Here is a 22,540-nt window from a genome sequence, read left to right on the forward strand (position 1 = left end):
GCAAGATGGGTGCGGCCGTCCGCAAGGTGCAGTGGTTCAGGGAGGAAGCGTCGTCGTGAGCAGCAGGCCATCCCGAGGCGCTGCTCGCCTCGCGGCGATACTCGACGCACTCCCCGACGGCTTGGTGCTCGTCAACGCCAACGGCACGGTCGTCAACGCCAACACCATCGCCTTGGAGATGTTCGAGACCCCCGGCACGGCGCTGGTCGGCCGGGGACTGCTCGACCTGCTGCCCGAGTTCGACTCGAAGCTGATCCCCGGCTCGATGAGGCGCCCCGCCTCGGCCGACGCCCGCGGCCGTACGAAGCCCACGCGCATGATGGCGCGGCGCACGGACGGCGGCGAGTTCCCCGCCGAGGTGACCAGCGCGAGCCTGGAGGACGGCCGGGACGCGTACAACGACTCGCACAGCTACACCGGCGACGAACTGCTCATGATCGTCGTACGGGATCTGTCGGGGACGATGGACACCGAGGCCGAGCTGGCGCGCTCGCAGCGGCAGACGGAGATGATCCTGCGGGCCGCGTCGGAGGGTGTCGTCGGTACGGACACCGACGGGCGGGTCGTGCTCGTCAACCCGGCCGCCGCGCAGATCCTCGGCCACCGCGCCAGCGATCTGGGCGGCCAGGAGCTGCACCCGCTGATCCTGCACTCGCGCGCGGACGGTGAGCCGTTCCCGTACGAGGAGTCCCCGCTCGCGGACACGCTCCGCTCCGGCCGCAAGCACCGGGTGCGCGGGCAGGTGCTGTGGGCGAAGGGCGGCAGGAAGGTGCCGGTCGATCTGACGACCGCTCCGGTACGCGACGGCGACCAGCTCGTCGGCGCCGTGATGACCTTCACCGACCGGCGCCCGTACGACGAACTCACCGAGCAGCACGCCGCCGAGCTGGCCGCGGCCGAGGAACGGCGTACCGCGGAGGTGGCCGAGACCGACGAGCGGCTCACCGCCGAGCTGACGGAGACGACCGACCGGCTCACCGCCGAACTCGCCGCCGCCGAGGAGCGGCACGCGGCCGAGCTGGCCGACCGCAGCGACCGGTACGCGGCCGAGATCGAGGGGCTGACGGAGCGGTACGGGGATGTCGCGGGCCGGCACACCCAGCTCACCGCCGTGCTCGGCGAGGCGCTGCGCGGGCCGCTGGTGGAGCTGCGCGGCGAACTGACCACCCTCGCCGCCGACCCGGCGGGCCACCTCTGGCCCGAGGCCAACCAGATCCTGCACCATCTCGCCGCCGGGTACGCCCGGATGACGACGCTCGTCGACAACGTGCTCGGCTATCAGCGGCTCGACGCCGGCGCGGAACAGCTCACCAAGACGAAGACCCTGCTCGACGGGGTCGTGGCGGCCGGTGTCGAGGGCGCGGTGGAGCTGATCGGTCCCGGCCGGGCGCAGTTCGCGGTGCACGCGCCGCCCATCGAGGCCGAGGTGGACGGAGTACGGCTGGCGACGGCGCTGGCGCATCTGGTCGCGGATGTGGCCGGGGTCGACTCGACGGGCCGTACGAAGGCGACGCCGGGCGGCGGTTACGTCGACTCGACCATCGTGGTGGCCGCAGCGCAGCGCGGTGATGTCGTACGGATCGAGGTGCGCGGGCCGTTCGCCGGGGGCGACCCGGTGCACGAGCCGATCGTGCGCGGGATCGTACGGGCGCACGGCGGGGTCCTGCAGACCCACGAGGTGCCCGGGATGAACGGCAGCGCGTTCGTGCTGGAGCTGCCGCTGGGCGAGGGCTCGGGGGCGGTTCCGCCGCCTTCCGCGCGCCCCGGCGGGGAGGAGACGCAGCACCAGGCGCCTTCGCCGCACGCGGAGCCGGGGCAGGGTCCCGGGACCTCGGGCGGCGGCAGGCGGCGCGCGCGGCGGGCGACGACGGACGCGTTCCTGGAGTCCCCGGGGGCGGAGGACACGGGCGAGCAGGAGCCCACGGGACGGCGCAGGGCCCGCGCGATCACTTCCGGCGACGGGGGTACGGAGGGTGCCACGGGTACCGGTGGCGTCGCCGGTGCTGGTGGCGTCGCCGGTGCTGGTGTTGCCGGTGACGGTACGGAGGGGGGCGGCGGAGGCGGTACGGGGCGGCGGCGTGGGCGGCCCAGCCCTGCCGAGGACGCGGCTCCCGGGCCCGGTTCCGCCGTCGCGCTGACGGGCGGCGCGCCCGCGCCCTCCGAGGGGGCGGTCGTCACCGCTTCCGAGGGCGCGCATCCGACCGGGCGCGCGGCGCTGGGCCAGGCCGTGCCGCCGCAGGGTGTACCGGTCGAGCCGGGTACCGGGCGCCGGGCGCGGCACAGCGGGCAGCGGGCGCTTCCCGCGCTGCCGTCTGGGCCTTCGGGACCGTCTGGGCCTTCGGGACCGTCCGGGACGTCCGGACCGTCCGGGACGTCGGGGCAGCCGCCCGTCCAGGCGGCGCCTGTCGCGCCTCCCGGCGCCGCGCAGCCGCAGCAGCCTGCCGGGCGCCGCGCGCGCCGGGCGCTGGCGCCCGCGCAGGACCGCCGCGTCCCGCCTCCCGCCGAGGCGGAGAACCCCCGCAGCGCGTTCGCGCTGCCGCCCGCCGAAGCGGACCGCAGGGTTCCGGCGCCCCAGCCGACGCCACCGCCGACGCCTCAGCCGACCCCCTCCGCGCCCCCGCCCGCCCCCATGCCCGTCCCGGACGCCGCGCCGCCGGGCCGCCACGACGCCGTACGTACGGTTCCGGACGACGACCACACCCCGCCGCAGCCGCACCCCCTGCCCGCGGCGGGGCGGCGCCGCGCGCAGCCGGGCCCCGTGCCCGCTCCCGGGCCCATTCCCGCCCCCGCCCCGATGCCCGCCGCCGAGGCGGCCGTGGCGGCCGACCCGAACGGCTGGGGCAGCCCCGTACCGGCCGCCCCGGTCAGCGCCTTCCCCCGGCAGAGCGCCGGTCGGGCGGCGGGAGGGGCGACCAACGGGCAGGGGATGCCCACGACGTCCGGCTTCGGGTACATGTCACCACCGCCGGGCTGGCCCGAGGATCCCGCGCCCGAAGCCGCGCCCGAGGCGGTGCCCGAGGCTCACGAGCCCGCTCCCCGGCCCGAACCGGCGCCCGTCGCGCCCCCGCCCGCCCCGGCGCCCGCCCCCGCGCCCACCGCGTCGGTCTCCGCCTCGGAACCGTCCGTCGAGTCCTCCGTACCGCACCCCCGGCGCGGCGCGCACCAGCCGCTGCCGCCCGCGCAGCCCCTGCCGGAGGAGGCCCTCGTACCGCCGGACTCCACCCAGGGCCGCGCCTTCAGCGTGCGCACGCTCGGCCAGGGCGTGCCCTTCGCCCAGCAGCTCCCCCCGCAGGGGCAGCAGCAGGGCCAGCAGGGCCAGCCCGCGCCCTCTCCCTCCGGGCGGCGCCGCAAGCTCGGCACCCCGCCCGCCGGGACCGAACACCCCGATCTGACGACGGCCCTCCCGCCCCAGCACCAGACCCTGGGCGGCCGCCTCCCCACCGCCCCGGCCGCGGGCCGCTCGTACGCGATAGGGGCGCCCGACGAGGGCGCCGAGGGCCCCGAGCCGCTGGACGGCCCCGGCGGCGCGGTCGAGGTCGCCAACCGCCCCCAGCCGCAGCCCGTCGACGACGAACTCCCGCCCGAGCCGCTCGACAACCCGCGCCGTCTGCTCGTCTGGCCCGCGCCTGACGTGCTGACGCAGCAGGCGCTGAGCGACCGCGGCTACCGGCCGGTCGTCGTGCACTCCCGCGAGGAGGTCGCCGCGCAGATCGCCGCGTTCCCCGCCGCCCTGTTCGTCGACCCGCTGACCGGCCCGATCACGCGTACGGCGCTCCAGTCGCTGCGCCAGGCCGCGGTCGCCGCCGAGGTCCCCGTACTGGTGACGGCGGGTCTCGGCCAGGCGACCAGGGAGGCCGCGTACGGCGCCGACCCCGCCGTACTCCTCAAGGCCCTGGCGCCGCGCGACAGCGAGCAGCACCCCTCGCGCGTGCTGGTGATCGAGGAGCACGAGGAGATCGCGCTCGCCCTGACGGAGACGCTGGAGCGGCGCGGCCTCCAGGTCGCGCGGGCCGCGAACGACAACGACGCCGTCACCCTCGCCGCCCAGACCCGGCCGAATCTGGTGGTCATGGACCTGATGCAGGTACGGCGCCGGCGTGCGGGAATCATCGACTGGCTGCGCGCGAACGGCCAGTTGAACCGGACCCCGCTGGTCATATACACCTCGGCCGGTATCGACGAGGCGGAGCTGCCGCGGCTCAGCTCCGGCGAGACCGTGCTCTTCCTCGCCGAACGCTCCACGAGCACCGAGGTGCAGGACCGGATCGTCGACCTCCTCGCCAAGATCGGGACCAACTGACCCCCGGCCTCCACCGGCCTGCCGCGGGCGGCGTACGTACAGCCGCCCACAACCCCGCCCGCGACCCTGCCCGCAGCCGCGCCTACAGCCGCGTCACGTCCAGCTCGCCGTCCGCGTACTGCTTGCGGATCACCTTCTTGTCGAACTTCCCGACGCTCGTCTTCGGCACCGCCGCCACCACCGACCACCGCTCCGGCACCTGCCACTTCGCGACCTTCCCGGCGAGGAACTCCCGCAGCTCCGGGTAGCCCGCGCTCGCGCCCTCCCGGAGGACGACCGTCGCGAGCGGCCGCTCGCCCCACCTCTCGTCCGGTACGGCGACGACCGCCGCCTCGGCCACGTCCGGGTGCGCCATCAGCGCGTTCTCCAGCTCCACGCTGGAGATCCACTCGCCGCCGGACTTGATGACGTCCTTCGCGCGGTCGGTGAGCGTGAGATAGCCGTCGGGGCTGATGACGCCGACGTCACCGGTGCGCAGCCAGCCGTCCTCGCTGTACTTGTCCGCCGGCCGGGACGGCTCGTCGCCCGCGCCTCCGTAGTACGCGCCCGCGACCCACGGTCCGCGCACCTCCAGCTCACCGGCCGACTCGCCGTCCCAGGGCAGGAGGTCGCCGCCGGGCCCGGCGATCCGCGCCTCCACTCCGGCCGGGAAGCGGCCCTGCGTGACGCGGTAGGGCCATTCCTCCTCGGCGGTGAGGCCGGCGGGCGGGTGGGACATCGTGCCGAGCGGTGAGGTCTCCGTCATGCCCCAGGCCTGGCAGAGCCGTACCCCGAGCTTGTCGTACGCCTCCATCAGGGCCGGCGGGCAGGCGGAGCCGCCGATGGTGACATGGACCAGGGACGTCAGGTCGCGGGGGCGGTCGGCGACCTCGGCGAGCAGCCCCTGCCAGATGGTGGGGACAGCGGCGGCGTGCGTGGGCCGCTCGCGCTCGATCATCTCGGCGAGCGGGCCGGGCTGGAGAAAGCGGTCGGGCATCAGCATGCTGACACCGGTCATGAAGGTCGCATGGGGCAAACCCCATGCATTTACATGAAATTGGGGCACAACCACCAGAGTGGTGTCCCGGTCCGTCAGCCCCATCGACTCGGCCATGTTGACCTGCATCGAGTGCAGGTAGATGGAGCGGTGGGAGAAGACGACGCCCTTGGGGTCGCCGGTGGTGCCCGAGGTGTAGCACATGGCCGCCCCGGAGCGTTCGTCCAGCTCGGGCCAGTCGAAGGCGTCGAAGGCGGCGGGACGGCCGGCGATCAGCTCCTCGTACGCGTGCACCTGTACGGGCGCCTTGGCCGCCGCGCGCGCCGCCACGGCCTCGTCCAGCGCGGTGCGGTCGCCGGGGCCCGCGACGACGACGTGCTCGACGGTGGGCAGGTGCGCGAGGAGCGGGGAGAGCAGCGGGAGGAGCGAGCCGTTCACGATCACCACACGGTCGGCGGCGTGGTTGACGATCCAGACGAGCTGTTCGGGCGGGAGGCGGAGATTGAGCGTGTGGAGGACGGCGCCCATGGCGGGGACCGCGAAGTACGCCTCGACATGCTCGGAGTTGTTCCACAGGAGGGTCGCGACCCGTTCGTCGCCGGTCACGCCGAGTGTGTCGCGCAGGGCGCCGGCGAGCTGAGTCGCGCGCCCGCCGACCTCGGCGAAGCTGCGGCGCTGCGGTGCGCCCCCACCGGTCCAGGTGATGACCTGTGACGCTCCATGGATGGTCATCCCGTGGTGCAGGATGCGGGTCACAGTCAGCGGTACGTCCTGCATGGTGCTCAGCACGGCGTCCTCCCGGGGGCGTTGGCGTCGCGTCGTCGCGCATCGTCGCGTTCATGTCGCTTCTCGTCGCGGCGATGTTTCGCTGCCGAGATTCTGCGCGCGTACCGCTCGGTATGTCACTACCCCGGACGTCCCGGACCACTCGGGTCCGCTCCCCTGACAGCCCCCCGACAGCCCCCGGACCGCGCCCGTAGGGGAATCCGGCCGGGCGGCCGTCAGCGTGCGGGGGAGAGCTCCGGGTCCTCACGGAGTTTGCCGAGCGCGCGGGACACGGCGCTCTTGACCGTGCCGATCGAGACGCCGAGGACCTCGGCGGTCTGCGCCTCGCTGAGGTCCTCGTAGTACCGCAGGACAACCATGGCCCGCTGGCGGTCGGGGAGTCTGGTCACCGCGCGCCACATCGCGTCGTGCAGCACCTGCCGCTCGGCGGGGTCGGGCTCCGGGACGCCCGCGGGCTCGGGCAGTTCCTCGCAGGCGAACTCGTCGACCTTGCGCTTGCGCCACTGCGAGGTGCGGGTGTTCAGCAGGGCCCGGCGGACATAGCCGTCCAGGGCCCGGTGGTCCTCGATCCGGTCCCAGGCGACATACGTCTTGGTGAGCGCCGTCTGGAGCAGGTCCTCCGCGTCGGAGGGGTTGGCGGTGAGCGAGCGTGCGGTACGCAGCAGCACGGGCCCCCGCGCCCGTACGTACGACGAGAACGACGCATAGGGCGGATACGGCGTACGGGTGACGTACGGCGCGTGCTGCGCGGCCGGCTTGGCGGCTGTGGAAGCGCTCGGGCAGACAGACGTGGTCATGGCTCCACGCTAGGAGCGAGGCCCGCCCCGGGGGATCGGCCCCAGGTCCCGAAGCCATGTCCGCCTCAGGGTGTAGGGGTGGGGGTGATGCCACCTCCTGAAGGTGGAGGAAAGGGCACGAGGACTGTAGGGGCTGCCCCCGCCACCGGCCTCGCGCGGCCCGGGGGACGGGGCCACCGCCGGGCGGCGCACGCGGCGTACCCGGTACGTCTCCCGCCGCACGACGATACGAAGGACACGAGGCGTACGGGCCCGGCGGGCGGCCCGTGGCGCCGCCGGCACGGCGCCGGACATACGGCTGCGCGACGGTGCCGAAGCACCGCCGCGCAGGACGTCGTTCACCCCTCAGTCACGCCCCCCGTCGGGCCGTGTTCACCACCACAGGTGGGTGAAATTTACCGAGATGTTCTCGTTCGACTGGTCGATCGAGGTGAAGCCCGAGCCCACCACACTCGCGGTGTTGTTCTGGTTGGACGCTCCGTCACCCGTCGCCACCTGCTGCGTGGTCGTCGAGTTGCCGAAGTTGTGACCGCCCACTCCGCTGCCGCTGATCGACGCCGCACTGGCGTTGGATCCTTCGTTGGCGACGGCACCGTTGTCGGCGCTGGCCACCCCGGTGAAGAGCGCGGCGGCCAGGGGCAGCGCGGCGACAGCGGCGAAGGTACGGGCGGTACGGAAGCTTGCCATGTCTTTTCCTCCAGGAACCAGAAGTACGGCGGGAAGTGCTTTTCGGACCCGGGCGGCTGGCCGACCGACCCGGTCTTGCTGGCGACGTCGCGACCTCAGAATTGCCCACCGAATCCCCCCGGAACCACCCCGGAGGAACCGATTCGCCCGCAAGCGTGAGGACAAGTCGATAAACCCCCAATGCGCCCCCAATGCCCCGTACCGCCCCGCACACCAGGGAAAGCCCAGGGAATGCATGTACCAGACCCCGCCCGCCCCAAGAGGTGAAGCGTTTCAGCACACCTCCGCGCCCACCCCGCCCCGGTGGCGAAATCGACCGGCGTGACCTCTTTCCGTACCGCTCTCCCACTCTCCCCCCTTCCTTTCTTCGAACGTCTGTACGAACATGGATCCATGGCCACCACCGTCCGGCACACCGCCACCCTGGCCCTCGCGCACGCCCTGTCCGCTGCCGAGCGCGGGCTCCCCGTCTTCCCCCTGTCGCCCGGCAAGCTCCCCGCCCTGCGCTCCCCGCACCGGGGCGAACCCGAGCCGGTCCTCTGCCGCGGCGAGTGCGGGCGCCCCGGCCACGGCGTGCACGACGCCACCGCCGACCCGGCGCGGGTGCGCGCCCTGTTCGCCGCCGCGCCCTGGGCCACGGGGTACGGCATCGCCTGCGGCCGGCCGCCGCACCAGCTCATCGGCATCGACCTCGACGTCGGCCCGGCGAGCGGAGCCGCCGCCGCCTCCGATCCGTTCCTGGACCCGCTGCGCGGCCCCGCGCCGGACTCCGTGGCCGCACTCCAGCACCTCGCCTTCCAGCACCTCTTCACGCTGCCGGAGACGGTCGTCGTCCTGACGCCCAGCGGCGGCCGGCACCTCTGGCTCACCGGGCCGCCGGACGTCGTCGTCCCCAACTCCGCCGGCCGGCTCGCGCCCGGTATCGACGTGCGCGGCTCGGGCGGCTATCTCGTGGGCCCGGGCTCGGTCACCGCGCGCGGCGCCTACCGACTCGCCCCGGGGGCGGCCGGACTCGCGCCCGCGCCCTGCCCGCGGGCCCTGCTGCGGCTGCTCACACCCCCGGCACGGCCCCGGCACGCACAGGACCGGCCCGCGCGCGGCCACGGACTGGTGCAGTTCGTGCTCGCCGCGCACGAGGGGCAGCGCAACACCCGGCTGTTCTGGGCCGCGTGCCGGGCGTACGAGCACGGCTTCGGCGACGCGCTCGCGGCGGCGCTGGTCGACGCGGCGGTCCGTACGGGCCTGGACGAGCACGAGGCGCGCGCCACGATCGCCTCCGCGGCCCGGCTCACCTCCGGCCCGTCCGGCTTCTGCGGCGGGCGCAGATCATCTTTTCCGAAATGATTACCTGGGTCCGTGCATCTCTCCGGCTCCCTCACCGGTCTCCTCTCGGGACGCCTCACTGACATCGGAGCCCAGAACGGTCCCATTTCGTTGCATTCCAGATGCACTTGACCGCATTTCACCGCATCCGCGAATTCGGAGTGTTTCCTTGATATCCACCCACCCGGGCGTGCGCAGGTCCGCCGTGATCGCCCTCAGTGCCGGCGCTCTGCTCTCGGTCTCCGCGCTGTCCGCGCCCGCGCAGGCCGCGACCGCCGCCCCGGCGGCCGCCGCCGCCCCGACCGTCACCGCCAAGGGCGCCTTCCTGCTGAACAACACGTCCAGCGCGACGGTGTACAGCAAGGCCGCCGACACCCGGCGCCAGATGGCGAGCACGACGAAGATCATGACGGCCGCCGTGGTGCTCAGCACCAAGGGCGTGGACCTCAACCGCAAGGTGACCGTCAAGCAGGCGTACCGCGACTACGTCGCCAAGGAAGGCGCGAGCACCGCCGACCTGCGCACCGGCGACAAGGTCACCGTCCGCCAGTTGCTGTACGGCACGATGCTGCCCTCCGGCTGCGACGCGGCGTACGCCCTCGCGGACGCGTACGGCACCGGCTCGACCGTCGCGGCGCGCAAGAAGTCGTTCATCGCGAAGATGAACGCGAAGGCCAAGGAACTGAAGCTCACCAACACCAAGTTCGACTCGTTCGACGGCATCTCGGGCGGCGGCAACAACTACACGACGCCGCGCGACCTGGCGAAGATCGCGCAGTACGCCATGAAGAACGCGAACTTCCGCGCGGTCGTCAAGGCCACGTCGTACAAGACCACGGCCCCGGCCGCGAACGGCGGCACGCGCACGTACACCTGGTACAACACCAACCAGCTGCTCGGCTCCTACAGCGGCGCCATCGGCATCAAGACGGGCACGGGCACCGCCGCCGGTCCCTGCCTGGTGTTCGCGGCGACGCGCGGCAGCAAGACGCTCGTCGGCGTCATCCTGAACGGTTCCGACCGCTACAAGGACGCGGCGAAGATCCTCGACCACGGCTTCGGCGCCTCGACCGCGAAGACGATGAAGCTCCGTACGCTCCCGTCGAACGCACAGCGCGACTAGACGAGTCGTTCCGAAGGAGCGTCGTCCGCCCCTCGGGGCGGGCGGGGAGGTGTCAGGTGCACCGCACTCGCCGCGCTCGCTCCGTCTCGGCGCATTGAACGGTCCTTCGGATGCCGAGCGCAGCCGCAAGGCGCAGGAGGGAAGCGACGCGGGAGCGTCGGTTCCCCCGGCATCGCCGTCAACGCCGCGGATGTGCGTGCATGGCACCTCCCCGCGGACGGGACTCCGGAATGACTCGTCCAGAGCCTCTTGTCCGGAACTTCTGTCCGGTAAATCCGGTAGAAGGGGACGGCCGGGCCTCGCGGTCCGGCCGTCCCCCCGGCGGTTCCCTACGCCCAGGTGATCAGGCGCTTCGGCTGCTCCAGGATCGCCCCGATGTCGGCGAGGAACATCGAGCCCAGCGCCCCGTCGATCAGCCGGTGGTCGAAGGAGAGCGCCAGCGTCGTCACCTGGCGTGGTACGACCTTCCCCTTGTGGACCCAGGGCTGCGCCTTGATCGAGCCGACCGCGAGGATCGCGGACTCGCCCGGGTTCAGGATCGGCGTACCGGTGTCGACCCCGAAGACGCCGACATTGGTGATGGTCACCGTGCCGCCCTGCATCGCCGCCGGGGTCGTCCGGCCCTCGCGGGCCGTGGTGATCAGCTCGCCCAGCGCCTCGGCCAGTCGCGGCAGCGTCTTGTCCTGCGCGTCCTTGATGTTCGGGACGATCAGTCCGCGCGGGGTCGCCGCCGCGATGCCCAGGTTGACGTAGTGCTTGAGCACGATCTCCTGGTTGGCCTCGTCCCACGCCGCGTTGACGTCGGGGTGGCGCTTGAGGGCGACCAGGACCGCCTTGGCGACGAGGAGCAGCGGGCTGACCCGCACGCCCCCCATGTCCTTGTCGGACTTCAGCTTCTCGACCAGCTTCATCGTGCGCGTCACGTCCACGGTCAGGAACTCCGTGACATGCGGCGCGGTGAAGGCGCTGCCCACCATCGCGGCGGCCGTGGCCTTCCGTACGCCCTTGACGGGGATACGGGTCTCCCGGGCGGTGGTGGAGAGCTGCGCGGCGGGTGCGGGAGCCTGAGCCGGGGTCGGCGCGGACGCGGGCACCGATGCCGGAGCCGGGGACGGCGCGGCAGCCGTCGCCGGGGCCTCGGGACGCTCCCGTACCGGGGCCGTCGCCGCGTGGACGTCCTCGCGGGTGATGGTCCCGTCCGGGCCCGACGGCGTCACCGTCGCCAGATCCACACCAAGGTCCTTGGCGAGCTTCCGTACCGGCGGCTTGGCCAGCGGGCGTGCGGGGGGCGGCGCCGTACCCGTGCCCGCGTGGCCGTTCACCTGCTCGGGCACCGGTGCGGCAGAGGCGGCCTTCCGCGTGCCGCCCTTGCGCGGCCGGCGCTTCGTCGACGCCTCGGCCACCCCGTACCCGACGAGCACCGGCGTACGGCCGCCGCCCGCGGGCCCGGCCTCCGGCGTCACCGGCGGCTCCGGGGCCGGCTCGGGAGCGGGAGCCGAAGGAGCCGGCGACGCCGAAGCGGCCGGCGCGGCCGGTGCCTCACCGCTCCCCGGCGCCACGTCCACCATGATGATGGACGCGCCCACGTCCACCGTGGCGCCCTCCTCGAAGCGCAGCTCCCGCACCACCCCGTCGTACGGGATGGGCAGTTCGACGGCCGCCTTCGCCGTCTCCACCTCGCACACCACCTGGCCGTCCGTGACGGTGTCGCCCGGCTGTACGTACCACTTGAGGATCTCCGCCTCCGTGAGCCCCTCGCCCACGTCGGGCATCTTGAACTCCCGGTACCGGGCGGAGGTTTCAGCAGTCATGGTCACGGCACTCCTCAGTACGCGAGCGAGCGGTCGACGGCGTCGAGCACCCGGTCCAGGCCCGGGAGGTACTCGTCCTCCAGCCGGGCCGGCGGATACGGCGCGTGGTAGCCGCCGACCCGCAGCACGGGGGCCTCCAGGTGGTAGAAGCACCGCTCCGTGATCCGGGCGGCGATCTCCGCGCCCGAGCCGAAGAAGACCGGCGCCTCGTGCACGACGACCAGCCGGCGCGTCCGCTCCACCGACGCCTGGACCGTGTCGAAGTCGATCGGGGACATCGACCGGAGATCGACGACCTCCAGCGACCTGCCCTCCTCGGCCGCGGCGGCCGCCGCCTCCAGGCAGACCTTCACCATCGGGCCGTACGCCACCAGGGTGAGATCCGTGCCGTCCCGGACCACCCGCGCCCCGTGGAGCGGGTCGGGAATGGCCTCCGTGTTGACCTCACCCTTGTCCCAGTAGCGGCGCTTCGGCTCGAAGAAGATCACCGGATCGTCGCTCTGGATGGCCTGCTGCATCATCCAGTACGCGTCCGACGCCGTGGACGGCGAGACGATCTTCAACCCCGCCACATGCGCGAACAGCGCCTCGGGCGACTCGCTGTGATGCTCGACCGCGCCGATGCCGCCGCCGTACGGGATACGGATCACGACCGGCATCTTGATCTTGCCGAGCGAGCGGGCGTGCAACTTCGCGAGCTGGGTGACGATCTGGTCGTACGCCGGGAAGACGAAGCCGTCGAACTGGATCTCCACCACCGGGCGGTAGCCGCGCAGCGCCAGCCCGATGGCCGTGCCGACGATGCCGGACTCGGCCAGCGGGGTGTCGATGACCCGGCCTTCGCCGAAGTCCTTCTGAAGGCCGTCCGTGACGCGGAAGACGCCGCCGAGCTTGCCGACGTCCTCGCCCATGATCAGGACTTTGGGGTCGGTTTCGAGCGCCTTGCGCAGCGACTCGTTGATCGCCTTCGCGATCGGGAGCTTCTGTACGCCACTCATGATCAGTTGTCCCCCTCGGCGGAACCCGCGGCTTCGGCGCCGGCCGGTCCGGAATCCACGAACGACGCCTGGTACGCGGCGAACCCCGCCCGCTCCTCGTCCACGAGCGCGTTGCCGTCGGCGTAGACATGGTCGAACATCGCCATGGAGTCCGGCTGCGGCATCGCCCGTACCACCTCACGTACCCGCTTTCCGAGCGTCTCGCTCTCCGCCTCCAGCTCCGCGAAGAACGCCGCGTCCGCCTGGCCCTCGCGCTCCAGGTACCTGCGCAGCCGCAGGATCGGGTCCTTGGCCTGCCAGGCCTCCGTCTCCTCGTCCGCGCGGTACTTCGTCGGGTCGTCGGAGGTGGTGTGCGCGCCCATCCGGTACGTGAACGCCTCGACCAGCGTCGGCCCCTCGCCCCGGCGCGCGCGCTCCAGCGCGGACCGGGTCACGGCCAGGCACGCCAGGACGTCGTTGCCGTCGACGCGGACACCGGGGAAGCCGAACCCCTGGGCACGCTGGTAGAGCGGCACCCGGGTCTGCTTCTCGGTGGGCTCGGAGATCGCCCACTGGTTGTTCTGGCAGAAGAAGACGACGGGCGCGTTGTAGACGGCCGAGAAGGTGAACGCCTCGGCGACGTCGCCCTGGCTGGAGGCACCGTCCCCGAAGTACGCGATCACGGCGGAGTCCGCGCCGTCCTTGGCGACGCCCATGGCGTAGCCGGTGGCGTGCAGGGTCTGCGAGCCGATGACGATCGTGTAGAGGTGGAAGTTGTTCGCGCTGGGGTCCCAGCCGCCGTGGTTCACGCCGCGGAACATGCCCAGCAGATTGGTCGGGTCGACGCCCCGGCACCAGGCGACGCCGTGTTCGCGGTAGGTCGGGAAGACGTAGTCGTCGTCGCGCAGCGCGCGCGCCGAGCCGATCTGCGCGGCCTCCTGGCCCAGCAGTGACGCCCAGAGTCCCAGCTCGCCCTGGCGCTGGAGGGCGGTGGCCTCGGCGTCGAAGCGGCGGGTCAGGACCATGTCCCGGTACAGCCCGCGCAGGGATTCGGGGGTGATGTCGGCGATGAGGGCCGAGTATTCGGGGTGGTCCAGACGCTCGCCCTCGGGGCTGAGCAACTGGACGAGCTGCGGCGCGGAAGCCCGCGGTTTGGCCGTCCTTTTCGCGCTCGCGCGTTTGGTACCGGTACCGCTGCTCCGTCGCGGTGTGCGAGCGGCAGTGCTTTCCACGGTCACGTGCGTGCTCCTCCGTCTGTCCGGCCCCCGGGATCCGCCGGGAACCAGTGCGGCTCGCCTGTACCGCCGGACGCACGGGGTGGGTGCGACCAGATCGGGACAGGCGTGACAGGTGCCCCGGCGAGCGCCCTGTCACAGGCACGTTACCCAGTGGGCAGCATTACTGCGAAACCCCATCTGACCTGCCATTTTGCTTGGATTTCCAAGTAAATCGGCAAAGTCCGGAACAACCACTGGTCACAGCCTCGCAGGCCGCCGGAACAACGGCACGTTATCCCGCTGATCTGCGGCAGGGAAGGGGTGAGTGTGTGAGACTGAATTCTGTGCACGAAGAAGGAAAAATCAGGGTATTCCTGCTTGATGACCATGAAGTCGTCCGCCGCGGAGTCTTCGAACTTCTCTCGGTCGAGGACGATATCGAGGTCGTCGGCGAGGCGGGCACGGCGGCCGACGCGATGGCTCGCATCCCGGCCACGCGCCCGGACGTGGCGGTGCTGGACGTACGGCTCCCCGACGGCAGCGGCGTCGAGGTCTGCCGGGAGGTCAGATCCCGGGACGAGTCCGTCAAGTGCCTGATGCTCACGTCGTTCGCGGACGACGAGGCGCTCTTCGACGCGATCATGGCGGGCGCCTCGGGGTACGTGCTCAAGGCGATCCGGGGGAACGAACTGCTGACGGCCGTACGGGACGTGGCGGCCGGCCGTTCGCTGCTCGACCCGGTGGCGACGGCGCGGGTGCTGGAGCGGCTGCGTACGGGGAGCGGACCGAAGGCGGACGACAAACTGTCCGGCCTCACCGACCAGGAGCGCAGGATCCTGGACCTGATCGGCGAGGGGATGACCAACCGGGCGATCGGCGAGCAGCTCCATCTCGCCGAGAAGACGATCAAGAACTATGTCTCCAGCCTGCTCTCCAAGCTGGGGATGGAGCGGCGCTCGCAGGCGGCGGCGTACGTGGCCCGGCTCCAGGCCGAGAAGCGCTGAGTCGGTCGCGGGGCGGGGCGCACCGGTCCCCGTACCGCGGCGCTCCGGGTCCTAATCGGGACCAACGTCCTGTGGTTCAGGGGCCGTCTCCCCTGGTGGCGGCGGCTTCCGTGACGGAGGGTGGACAGCATGTCCACCGAGGAGATCCGCGCCATCGACCTGCTTAACCGCGTGCCGTACGGACGCGTGGCGACGAGCATGCGGGCCATGCCGTTCGTGGCACCGGCCCGCCATGTGGTGACCGGGGGCTCGGTCCTGCTGAGGATGCACGCGGGGCACGGATACCACCAGGCGTGCGGCGGCGGGGTGGTGGCGTACGGGGCGGACAACTACGGCAGCGACGCGGACGATCTCTGGTCGGTGCAGTTCACCGGGACGGCCGAGTTGATCGAGCCGACCCCCTCGGAAATCGAAATGTTTGGCGCCGGACCTCACCATGTGGACGGCGAACCGTTCGATCCGGTCTATATGCGGCTTACGCCCCAGTTCATAACCGTACACACGCTCGACGGTATCGATGAGCAACGGAGCCGACACGCTGCGTGATCTAACATCTGACAAGTGCCGCGCTCATATGAACTCGCTGCGCCTGCCGCGACCGCCGTCATCCCCCGGCCCGCCGCCGCTCGTGCCAGCCACACAGCTCCTACCGCTACCGCTCTCCTTTCCGCCCCCCGCACCACCCCCGTAACCGCCCCTGTACCCACCCCTCGCACCACCAGCGCTCCCCACCCCGCGGCGCCGCCCGTACGGCTGCTGCTCCGCCGCTACCGGAACACGGGCGATCCCCTGTCGTGCGAGCCCGTCGCCCAAGGGCTCCTCAACCGGGGCTACCGGCTCCGCACCACCCGCGGCGCGTACTTCCTCAAGCACCATCTCGACGGCGACCACGAGGCCATCGCCCACCAGCACCGCGCCACCCAGCGGCTCCAGACGCTCGGCGTGCCCGTCGCGCCGCCCGTCGAGAGCACGGACGGGGACACCGTCGCCGTCATCGGCGGGCGCTGTTACGCGCTGCACCCCTGGGTCGAGGGCAGCCACCGCGACGGCGCGCAGCTCACGGCCCGCGCGTCACGGCGTCTGGGCGGGCTGCTCGGGCTCGTGCACACCTGCCTGGAGCGGGTGATGGAGCCCGATCCGGCGGCGCTCGCCTATCTCAGCCCGGACCCCGCCGACACCTTCGCGCTCATCGACGAACTCCTCGTCCTGGCGCGCGGCCGGGCCCGCCGCGAGGTCATCGACACCCTGGCCGAGCACCGGCTCCTGGAGCGCAGGGAGCTGCTGGAGCGGCACGCGCACCGCCGCCCGCCGCCCGGCACCGAGCCGGCGACGGGGTGGGTGCACGGCGACTTCCACCCGCTGAACCTGCTCTACCGGGGCGCGGAGCCGGCCGCGATCATCGACTGGGACCGGCTCGGCGTCCAGCCGCGCGCCGAGGAGGCCGTACGGGCCGCGGCGATCTTCTTCGTCCGGCCGACGGGGGAGCTGGAGCTGACCAAGGTACGGGCGTACGCACGGGCCTACCGCCGGGCGGCCGGGGCGGACGCCTCCGAGCTGGCCGCGGCGGTCCACCGGGTCTGGTGGGAGCGGCTCAACGACTTCTGGATACTGCGGTGGCGCTACATGCTGGACGACCGGAGGGCCGACCCGCTGTTCGCCGCGGTGTCGGCCCTCGCCGTGTGGTGGACGCGTGAGTACGAGGCGGTGCGCGAGGCGTTCGCCGGCTGACCGCTGCCGGGGCCGGGCGCCGGGGCGGACCGCCGGACCGGCCTCAGGGGACCGACCTCAGGACCGGCCCCGGAAGGCCGGCCCGCCGGGGTGGATCTCAGGCGGCCGGCCCGTGACGGCGTCTCCGACAGGCTCTCAGCCCTGGCCGCCCGCGTCGGTGCCGCCGTCCGCGCCGGTCGAGGTGCCGGTGTCGCCGGTCACGCCGCTCGTGACCGACCCGGGACCGCCGGGCGGCTCGGGGTCGCCACCGTCACCGCTCGGCCCAGTGCTCGGGTCGCTCGACGGATCGCTGCCGTTGCCGCCGTCGCTCGTCCCGCCGTCCGCCGTGCCCGTGTCGGTGGAGGTCGGCGTGTCGTTCGACGGTTCCAGCGACGGGCTCGGCGTGTAGCGCGGCTTCGAAGGCTGCTCGTAGCTCGGGTAGTCGTTGCCGCCCGTGGACGTGTCCGTCTCGCTGTCCTGCGAGGACGCCGACTCGGAGGGGGACGGGCTCTCGGTCGTCTGCTCCGCGCTCGGGGAGTTCGTGGTCGGGTTCTTGGTGTCGTTGCCGGTGTCCGGGCTGCCCATGTTGTTCACCGCGAACGCCACCCCCGCGATGATCGCGATCACCGCGAGCGCGACGAAGAGCCAGAGCTTGCCGCGACCGCCGCCGTTGCCGTGGTGGCCGCCGTCGTATCCGCCGTCGTTCGGGTTCATCGGCGGCAGGATCGGGCCCTGCGACGTCTCGCCGTGCGGCGGGTGACCCATCGCCGGCGTCGCGGCCATGCCCATCGCCGGGGTGTTGCCGCCCATCATGTGGGCGTCGACCGGGCCGGTGTTCCAGGTTCCGGTGTGGCTGCCCTGCTGCTGGATCATCTGCAGGCCGTACTGGACGAGCCCGCGCATCTCCTCGGCGCTCTGGAACCGGTCGTCCGGCTCCTTCGCCAGCGAGCGCATGACGAGGCCGTCCAGCTCCGGCGGCGCCACGTCCGAGACCTCGGAGGGCGGTACGGGGATGTCCTGGACGTGCTGGTACACCACGGAGAGCGGGGTCTCGCCGGTGAACGGGGGCCGCAGGGCGAGCAGTTCGTACAGCAGACAGCCCGTGGCGTACAGGTCGCTGCGGTGGTCGACCGCCTTGCCGAGGGCCTGCTCCGGCGAGAGGTACTGCGGCGTGCCCATGACCATGCCGGTCTGGGTCATCGTCGACTGCGCGCCGTGCAGGGCGCGCGCGATGCCGAAGTCCATCACCTTGACCGCGCCCGCGTCCGTGATGATCACGTTCGCCGGCTTGATGTCACGGTGGACGATGCCGTGCTGGTGCGAGTAGGCGAGCGCCTCCAGCACACCGGAGACGATGATCAGCGCCTGCTCGGGCGGCGGGGCCTCCGCGCTGACGAGCAGATCGCGGATGGTGCGGCCCTCGACCAGCTCCATCACGATGTACGGGACGGTCTGCCCGTTGACGGTGTCCTCGCCCGAGTCGTACACCGCCACCACAGCGTGGTGGTTGAGGCCCGCGACCGACTGTGCCTCGCGCGTGAAGCGGGCCTTGGAGACCGGGTCCTCGGCGAGATCCGCCCGGAGGAGCTTCACGGCGACGATGCGCCCGAGCCGTACGTCCTCGGCCGCGAACACCTCGGCCATGCCGCCGCGACCGAGGCGATGGGTCATGCGGTAGCGGCCGTCGCCGACCATCCCGCCGACCAATCCGTTGTCGCCCCAGGAGTCCGCCGCATCCGACACTCCGCCGCCTGCTTCGGGTTCGGGTGCCATCAGTCCTCGCCGTCGTGTCTGTCCGCGTGGTGGCCGCGCGCGCGGTCCGCGGGTGGTCTGTGGGTCTCAGGAGCTCTGTGAAGCTTGTGTGTCTGCGTGTTTGGGACTTGGGAGGGTCGCTCAGGGGTGGCTATGGCACCTCACGCTACAGCCTCCCGGTGACACGCCGGTCCAGGATGGACCGGTCATGAAACCCGTTGCCTCACCGCGCATGCAAATTACGTGCGGTTCCTGTAACGCTTCCGAGATGCTTGCTGTGTCTACGGTCACGGAACGGGCACCCGGCTTGACGTGTCAGTGCCCTACGGCAGACTTGGCCAGTAATAAGGGATCACCGCGCCAGTATCGCCGTTCTCGCCGGTGCTGCCGGTGTCACCGCGATACCGCCGCGCGAGGCACCACCGCGTCCACGCGCGCCGAGGGGGAGCACAGTCATGAGCCACGACGGCGCACGGGGCCGCTATGCGGGCGGGTCGGTCGCGGGCGGCAGGTACCAGCTCCGCGATCTGCTCGGCGAGGGCGGGATGGCGTCCGTATATCTCGCGTACGACGCGGCGCTCGACCGCCAGGTCGCGATCAAGACGCTCCACACGGAGCTGGGGCGCGAACAGTCCTTCCGTGAGCGCTTCCGCCGCGAGGCGCAGGCTGTTGCCAAGCTGTCGCACACCAACATCGTCTCCGTCTTCGACACCGGCGAGGACACCCTCGACGGCGCGGTGATGCCGTACATCGTCATGGAGTACGTCGAGGGGCAGCCACTCGGCTCCGTGCTCCAGCAGGACATCGGGCAGTACGGCGCGATGCCGGCCGACAAGGCGCTCAAGGTGACCGCCGATGTGCTGGCCGCCCTGGAGACCAGCCACGAGATGGGCCTGGTCCACCGGGACATCAAGCCCGGCAATGTGATGATCACCAAGCGCGGTGTCGTGAAGGTGATGGACTTCGGCATCGCGCGCGCCATGCAGTCGGGCGTCACGTCGATGACGCAGACCGGCATGGTCGTCGGGACGCCGCAGTACCTCTCGCCCGAACAGGCGCTGGGCCGCGGTGTCGACGCGCGCTCCGACCTGTACTCGGTCGGGATCATGCTCTTCCAGCTCCTGACGGGGCGGCTGCCGTTCGACGCGGACTCACCGCTGGCGATCGCATACGCACACGTCCAGGAGGAGCCGGGCGCGCCCTCCGGCATCAACCGGTCCCTCACCCCGGCGATGGACGCGCTGGTCGCGCGGGCGCTGAAGAAGAACCCCAACGAGCGCTTCCCGAGCGCGGAGGCGATGCGCGACGAGTGCGCGCGCGTCCTGACGGCCGGGCAGCCGGGCGCCCCGGCGATCGTGCCGGGCGCCGCGCAGCACAGCAGCGGCTCCGGCGTGGGCTCGGCGGTCTTCCCGCCGGTGGACCAGTCGGGCCAGGCCCCGCAGGGCGTGCCGGGCGGTGTGCAGGCGCCGTACCAGCCCAACGCCTACGGCCCGCCGACGCCCACCCCGGCCTCGGCGTACGGCCCGACACAGACCTCGCCGCCGGCCCACACGCAGAATCCGGGCTACGGCTATCCGCAGGCGCCCCCGGCGTACTCGACGCCCGCGCCGACGACACCCCAGGGGTACGGCATCTCCCCGCACGGCTCCTCGGGCGCCGGTACGGGCGGGGGCGGCGGCAAGCGGAACACCCCGGTGGTCGTGGGCTCGATCGTCGTCGCGCTCCTGGCGATAGGCGGCCTGGTCACCGCACTGTCGATGAACGGCGACACGAAGGACGACAAGGCCGACCCGGTCGCCACCGGCAGCGCGACGGTGTCCGCGGATCACAGGGACCCCGAGCGGAACCGGACGATCGACGCCGACAAGTGCACGGACGCCTCCGAGGACAGCCTGGACCCGTCGAAGGTGCAGGCTCCGGACCTGCGGTACAAGGACATCATCTCGGTGAAGGACTGTCTGCGTAAGGCGGGCTGGACCTGGGCGGAGCCGAAGAAGAAGGACGACGGAGCACAGGCCGAGGACATCGTGATCGGTCAGTACCCGGAACCGGGTGCGGCGATCCTGCCCAAGGACCAGCGGTTCGAGCTGACCATCTCGACGGGGGACGCGGGCTAGTACCGGGTGGTGCTTGAGGGCAAGCTCGCGCCCTGAGGGCAGCTCGCGCTCCGACAGGTGAGCCGTACGAAACGTCCGAGATGCCGGTTTTGGCGTGCCATGTGACGCTGAGTCGGTGAGTCCGAGCCCCCCGCCCCATCTTCCGGGAGCGACCGCGGTCGCCGTCGCGGCGCTGCTGCTGGTCGCGCCCGTCGCGTACGCCGAGGAGTCCGGGGCACCCGTCGCGCCCGGGACGGCCGTGGTGGAGCCGGAGCCCGCCGCCTCTCCGGCGGGGCGGCCCGCGAGCGAGGGACACCCCCGGCCCGGGAGGCCCACGGGAGGCCAGGTCGTACGGCCCGAGGAGGCCGGCCCCGCGATCGACACCGAGAACGACGGGGGCCCGGGCTCCGGAAGCGCCGTCAAGGACGCCGAGGACGCGGACACGGGCGGCGGTACGGGCGGCCACACCCCGGAGAGCGGTACGGGAGCGGCGGCCACGCGCCCCGCCGGGCAGCCGTCCGGCGCCCCCGCGACACCGCCCGCCGGGTCCGCCCGGCCCTCGCCCAGGACATCGTCCGCCGCGTCCGACTCCGCCGGCACCTCCGCCTCCGCGTCACCCTCCCGCGTACGCCCTGGCCGGCCCGCGAAGCCCCCCGAGGCGGACGGGCAGGAAGAGACGGCGGAGGAGGACGAGGCGCTGCCCGAGCCGGTCGCGCCGATCCCGGACACGTCCTCGACACCCCGCCCCCCGGCCCCCGAGGCGCCCCGCGAGCGGGGCACGGCGTTCGTCACGAACACCTCGGGGCGGCCCGTCTCCGTACTGACGCTGGGCACCGGCATCACACTGATCGGACTCGGGCTCGGATTTCTCGGGCTGCGGCTGCGCCGCCGCTGATCCCGCCGCTCCGCCACCGCCACCCCTCCCCACCTGCGTCTATCCCCTCCTGTCTGCCCCGCGTAGTCCTTATGGCGGACTTACGACCTCCCTCTCAGGTCGCTTGCGGGCCACGGCATACTCGGTATACATACTGAGTATGTCGATTCGCCATGGGCTTCTCGCCCTCCTGGAACGTGGCCCGCGCTACGGCTCTCAGCTCCGTACGGAGTTCGAGTCACGCACGGGTTCCACCTGGCCGCTCAATGTCGGGCAGGTCTATACGACGCTCAGCCGTCTGGAACGTGACGGCATGGTCGCCCAGGGCGGCGAGGACGAGGCGGGACACACGCTCTACGTGATCACGCAGGCCGGCCGTACGGAGCTGAAGTCCTGGTTCCGTACGCCCGTCGACCGGGCCAGCCCGCCCCGCGACGAGCTGGCGATCAAGCTCGCCATGGCGGTGGGCGCGCCCGGGGTCGACATCCGGGAGGTCATCCAGTCGCAGCGCCGCCACACGATCAAGGCGATGCAGGACTACACCCGGCTCAAGGCGCAGGCGCTGGAGGCCGTCCCGAAGGACCGGGACGAGGTGGCCTGGCTGCTCGTGCTGGAACAGCTCATCTTCCAGACGGAGGCCGAGGCACGCTGGCTCGACCACTGCGAGTCCCGGCTGATCCGGCTCTCGATGGCGCCGTTGCACGAGGCCACGCCGGTGCGGGAAGCCACCGGCGAGCCCACCGACGATCCGCCGGACGCCACGCCCGGTGAGGCGTCCGGTGAGGTCCTGGGCCGGGCGCCGGTGCACGAGGCCCACCCGCCCGGCGGGCGCTGACACCCGGCGCCGCTCCCGGCCGCCGGCGCCGCCGCCGACCCCGGCGGTGTGCTCCGGCTCCCGGCTCCGGCTCCGGCTCCGGCTCCGGCCGACCCCGACTCCCGGCCGGGTCCGGCGGGACGCGACCCCCGCCCGCGTCCCGCCGGACCCGCCCGGGCCGGGCCGGACGACCGTGCTCATGTCCTCCGCGACACCGCGCCCGTCCGTCCCCGCACCCGTAACCGCACCCGTACAGCACTCGTACCGCACGACCACGTTTCACCGCTTTCGCCGCG

General features: G+C 72.4%; 16 protein-coding genes. 9 read left to right on the forward strand and 7 right to left on the reverse strand.

What is annotated here, in order from left to right:
* Window positions 1–55: 55 nt before the first annotated feature.
* Entirely contained in the window at window positions 56–4,300 is a 4,245-nt protein-coding gene (locus ACIQ7D_RS07325) for a PAS domain-containing protein (protein ID WP_403934544.1), read from the forward strand.
* Window positions 4,301–4,382: 82 nt separating this feature from the next.
* On the opposite strand, the gene ACIQ7D_RS07330 is transcribed toward ACIQ7D_RS07325, so the two are convergent.
* From ACIQ7D_RS07330 to ACIQ7D_RS07340, 3 genes are all read right to left on the reverse strand, one after another.
* On the reverse strand, window positions 4,383–6,065 hold the full coding sequence (locus ACIQ7D_RS07330; protein ID WP_403934547.1) for a long-chain fatty acid--CoA ligase: 1,683 nt from the start codon (window positions 6,063–6,065) through the stop codon (window positions 4,383–4,385).
* Between the two features lie 212 nt (window positions 6,066–6,277).
* On the reverse strand, window positions 6,278–6,859 hold the full coding sequence (locus tag ACIQ7D_RS07335) for a SigE family RNA polymerase sigma factor (protein ID WP_403934550.1): 582 nt from the start codon (window positions 6,857–6,859) through the stop codon (window positions 6,278–6,280).
* 372 nt (window positions 6,860–7,231) lie between these two features.
* Window positions 7,232–7,546, reverse strand: coding sequence for a hypothetical protein (locus ACIQ7D_RS07340; RefSeq protein ID WP_403934553.1), 315 nt, complete (start codon window positions 7,544–7,546; stop codon window positions 7,232–7,234).
* Window positions 7,547–7,939: 393 nt separating this feature from the next.
* Between ACIQ7D_RS07340 and ACIQ7D_RS07345 the strand changes: the two genes are divergently transcribed.
* Complete coding sequence (locus tag ACIQ7D_RS07345; RefSeq protein ID WP_403934556.1) at window positions 7,940–8,890, forward strand: bifunctional DNA primase/polymerase; 951 nt, start codon at window positions 7,940–7,942, stop codon at window positions 8,888–8,890.
* 169 nt (window positions 8,891–9,059) lie between these two features.
* Window positions 9,060–9,992 carry a D-alanyl-D-alanine carboxypeptidase family protein gene (locus ACIQ7D_RS07350; protein WP_403934559.1) on the forward strand — a complete coding sequence of 311 codons (933 nt, stop codon included), beginning with the start codon at window positions 9,060–9,062 and terminating at the stop codon, window positions 9,990–9,992.
* Window positions 9,993–10,321: 329 nt separating this feature from the next.
* Here ACIQ7D_RS07350 and ACIQ7D_RS07355 read toward each other — a convergent pair whose 3' ends face one another.
* Genes ACIQ7D_RS07355 through pdhA form a run of 3 tightly spaced genes read right to left on the reverse strand, consistent with a single transcriptional unit; the run spans window position 10,322 to window position 14,018 of the window.
* Window positions 10,322–11,809, reverse strand: a complete 1,488-nt coding sequence (locus ACIQ7D_RS07355; protein ID WP_403934562.1) for a dihydrolipoamide acetyltransferase family protein — start codon at window positions 11,807–11,809, stop codon at window positions 10,322–10,324.
* An 8-nt stretch (window positions 11,810–11,817) separates the two neighbouring features.
* The gene (locus ACIQ7D_RS07360) at window positions 11,818–12,801 is read right to left on the reverse strand and encodes an alpha-ketoacid dehydrogenase subunit beta (RefSeq protein WP_403934565.1); all 984 of its coding nucleotides are present in this window, start codon (window positions 12,799–12,801) and stop codon (window positions 11,818–11,820) included.
* Window positions 12,802–12,803: 2 nt separating this feature from the next.
* Window positions 12,804–14,018, reverse strand: a complete 1,215-nt coding sequence (pdhA, locus tag ACIQ7D_RS07365; protein WP_403934568.1) for a pyruvate dehydrogenase (acetyl-transferring) E1 component subunit alpha — start codon at window positions 14,016–14,018, stop codon at window positions 12,804–12,806.
* Window positions 14,019–14,341: 323 nt separating this feature from the next.
* Here pdhA and ACIQ7D_RS07370 point away from each other — a divergent pair, with 323 nt between their 5' ends.
* From ACIQ7D_RS07370 to ACIQ7D_RS07380, 3 genes are all read left to right on the forward strand, one after another.
* On the forward strand, window positions 14,342–15,001 hold the full coding sequence (locus tag ACIQ7D_RS07370) for a response regulator (protein WP_403935064.1): 660 nt from the start codon (window positions 14,342–14,344) through the stop codon (window positions 14,999–15,001).
* Between the two features lie 129 nt (window positions 15,002–15,130).
* Window positions 15,131–15,547 (forward strand): pyridoxamine 5'-phosphate oxidase family protein, encoded by a 417-nt coding sequence (locus ACIQ7D_RS07375; protein WP_403934571.1) that lies wholly within the window; start codon window positions 15,131–15,133, stop codon window positions 15,545–15,547.
* Window positions 15,548–15,754: 207 nt separating this feature from the next.
* On the forward strand, window positions 15,755–16,729 hold the full coding sequence (locus tag ACIQ7D_RS07380; RefSeq protein WP_403935067.1) for a phosphotransferase: 975 nt from the start codon (window positions 15,755–15,757) through the stop codon (window positions 16,727–16,729).
* Window positions 16,730–16,864: 135 nt separating this feature from the next.
* Here the strand turns inward: ACIQ7D_RS07380 and ACIQ7D_RS07385 are convergent, their stop codons facing one another.
* Window positions 16,865–18,481, reverse strand: a complete 1,617-nt coding sequence (locus ACIQ7D_RS07385; protein ID WP_403934574.1) for a protein kinase — start codon at window positions 18,479–18,481, stop codon at window positions 16,865–16,867.
* A gap of 434 nt (window positions 18,482–18,915) precedes the next feature.
* On the opposite strand from ACIQ7D_RS07385, the gene ACIQ7D_RS07390 reads away from it, so the two are divergent.
* From ACIQ7D_RS07390 to ACIQ7D_RS07400, 3 genes are all read left to right on the forward strand, one after another.
* Entirely contained in the window at window positions 18,916–20,577 is a 1,662-nt protein-coding gene (locus ACIQ7D_RS07390; RefSeq protein WP_403934577.1) for a protein kinase, read from the forward strand.
* Window positions 20,578–20,692: 115 nt separating this feature from the next.
* On the forward strand, window positions 20,693–21,451 hold the full coding sequence (locus ACIQ7D_RS07395) for a hypothetical protein (RefSeq protein ID WP_403934580.1): 759 nt from the start codon (window positions 20,693–20,695) through the stop codon (window positions 21,449–21,451).
* Window positions 21,452–21,590: 139 nt separating this feature from the next.
* A complete protein-coding gene (locus ACIQ7D_RS07400) occupies window positions 21,591–22,265 on the forward strand; it encodes a PadR family transcriptional regulator (protein WP_403934583.1) in 675 nt (224 codons plus the stop codon).
* Window positions 22,266–22,540 lie beyond the last annotated feature (275 nt).

Origin of the sequence: Streptomyces sp. NPDC096310, assembly GCF_044763125.1 — a bacterium.
Lineage (GTDB): Bacteria > Actinomycetota > Actinomycetes > Streptomycetales > Streptomycetaceae > Streptomyces.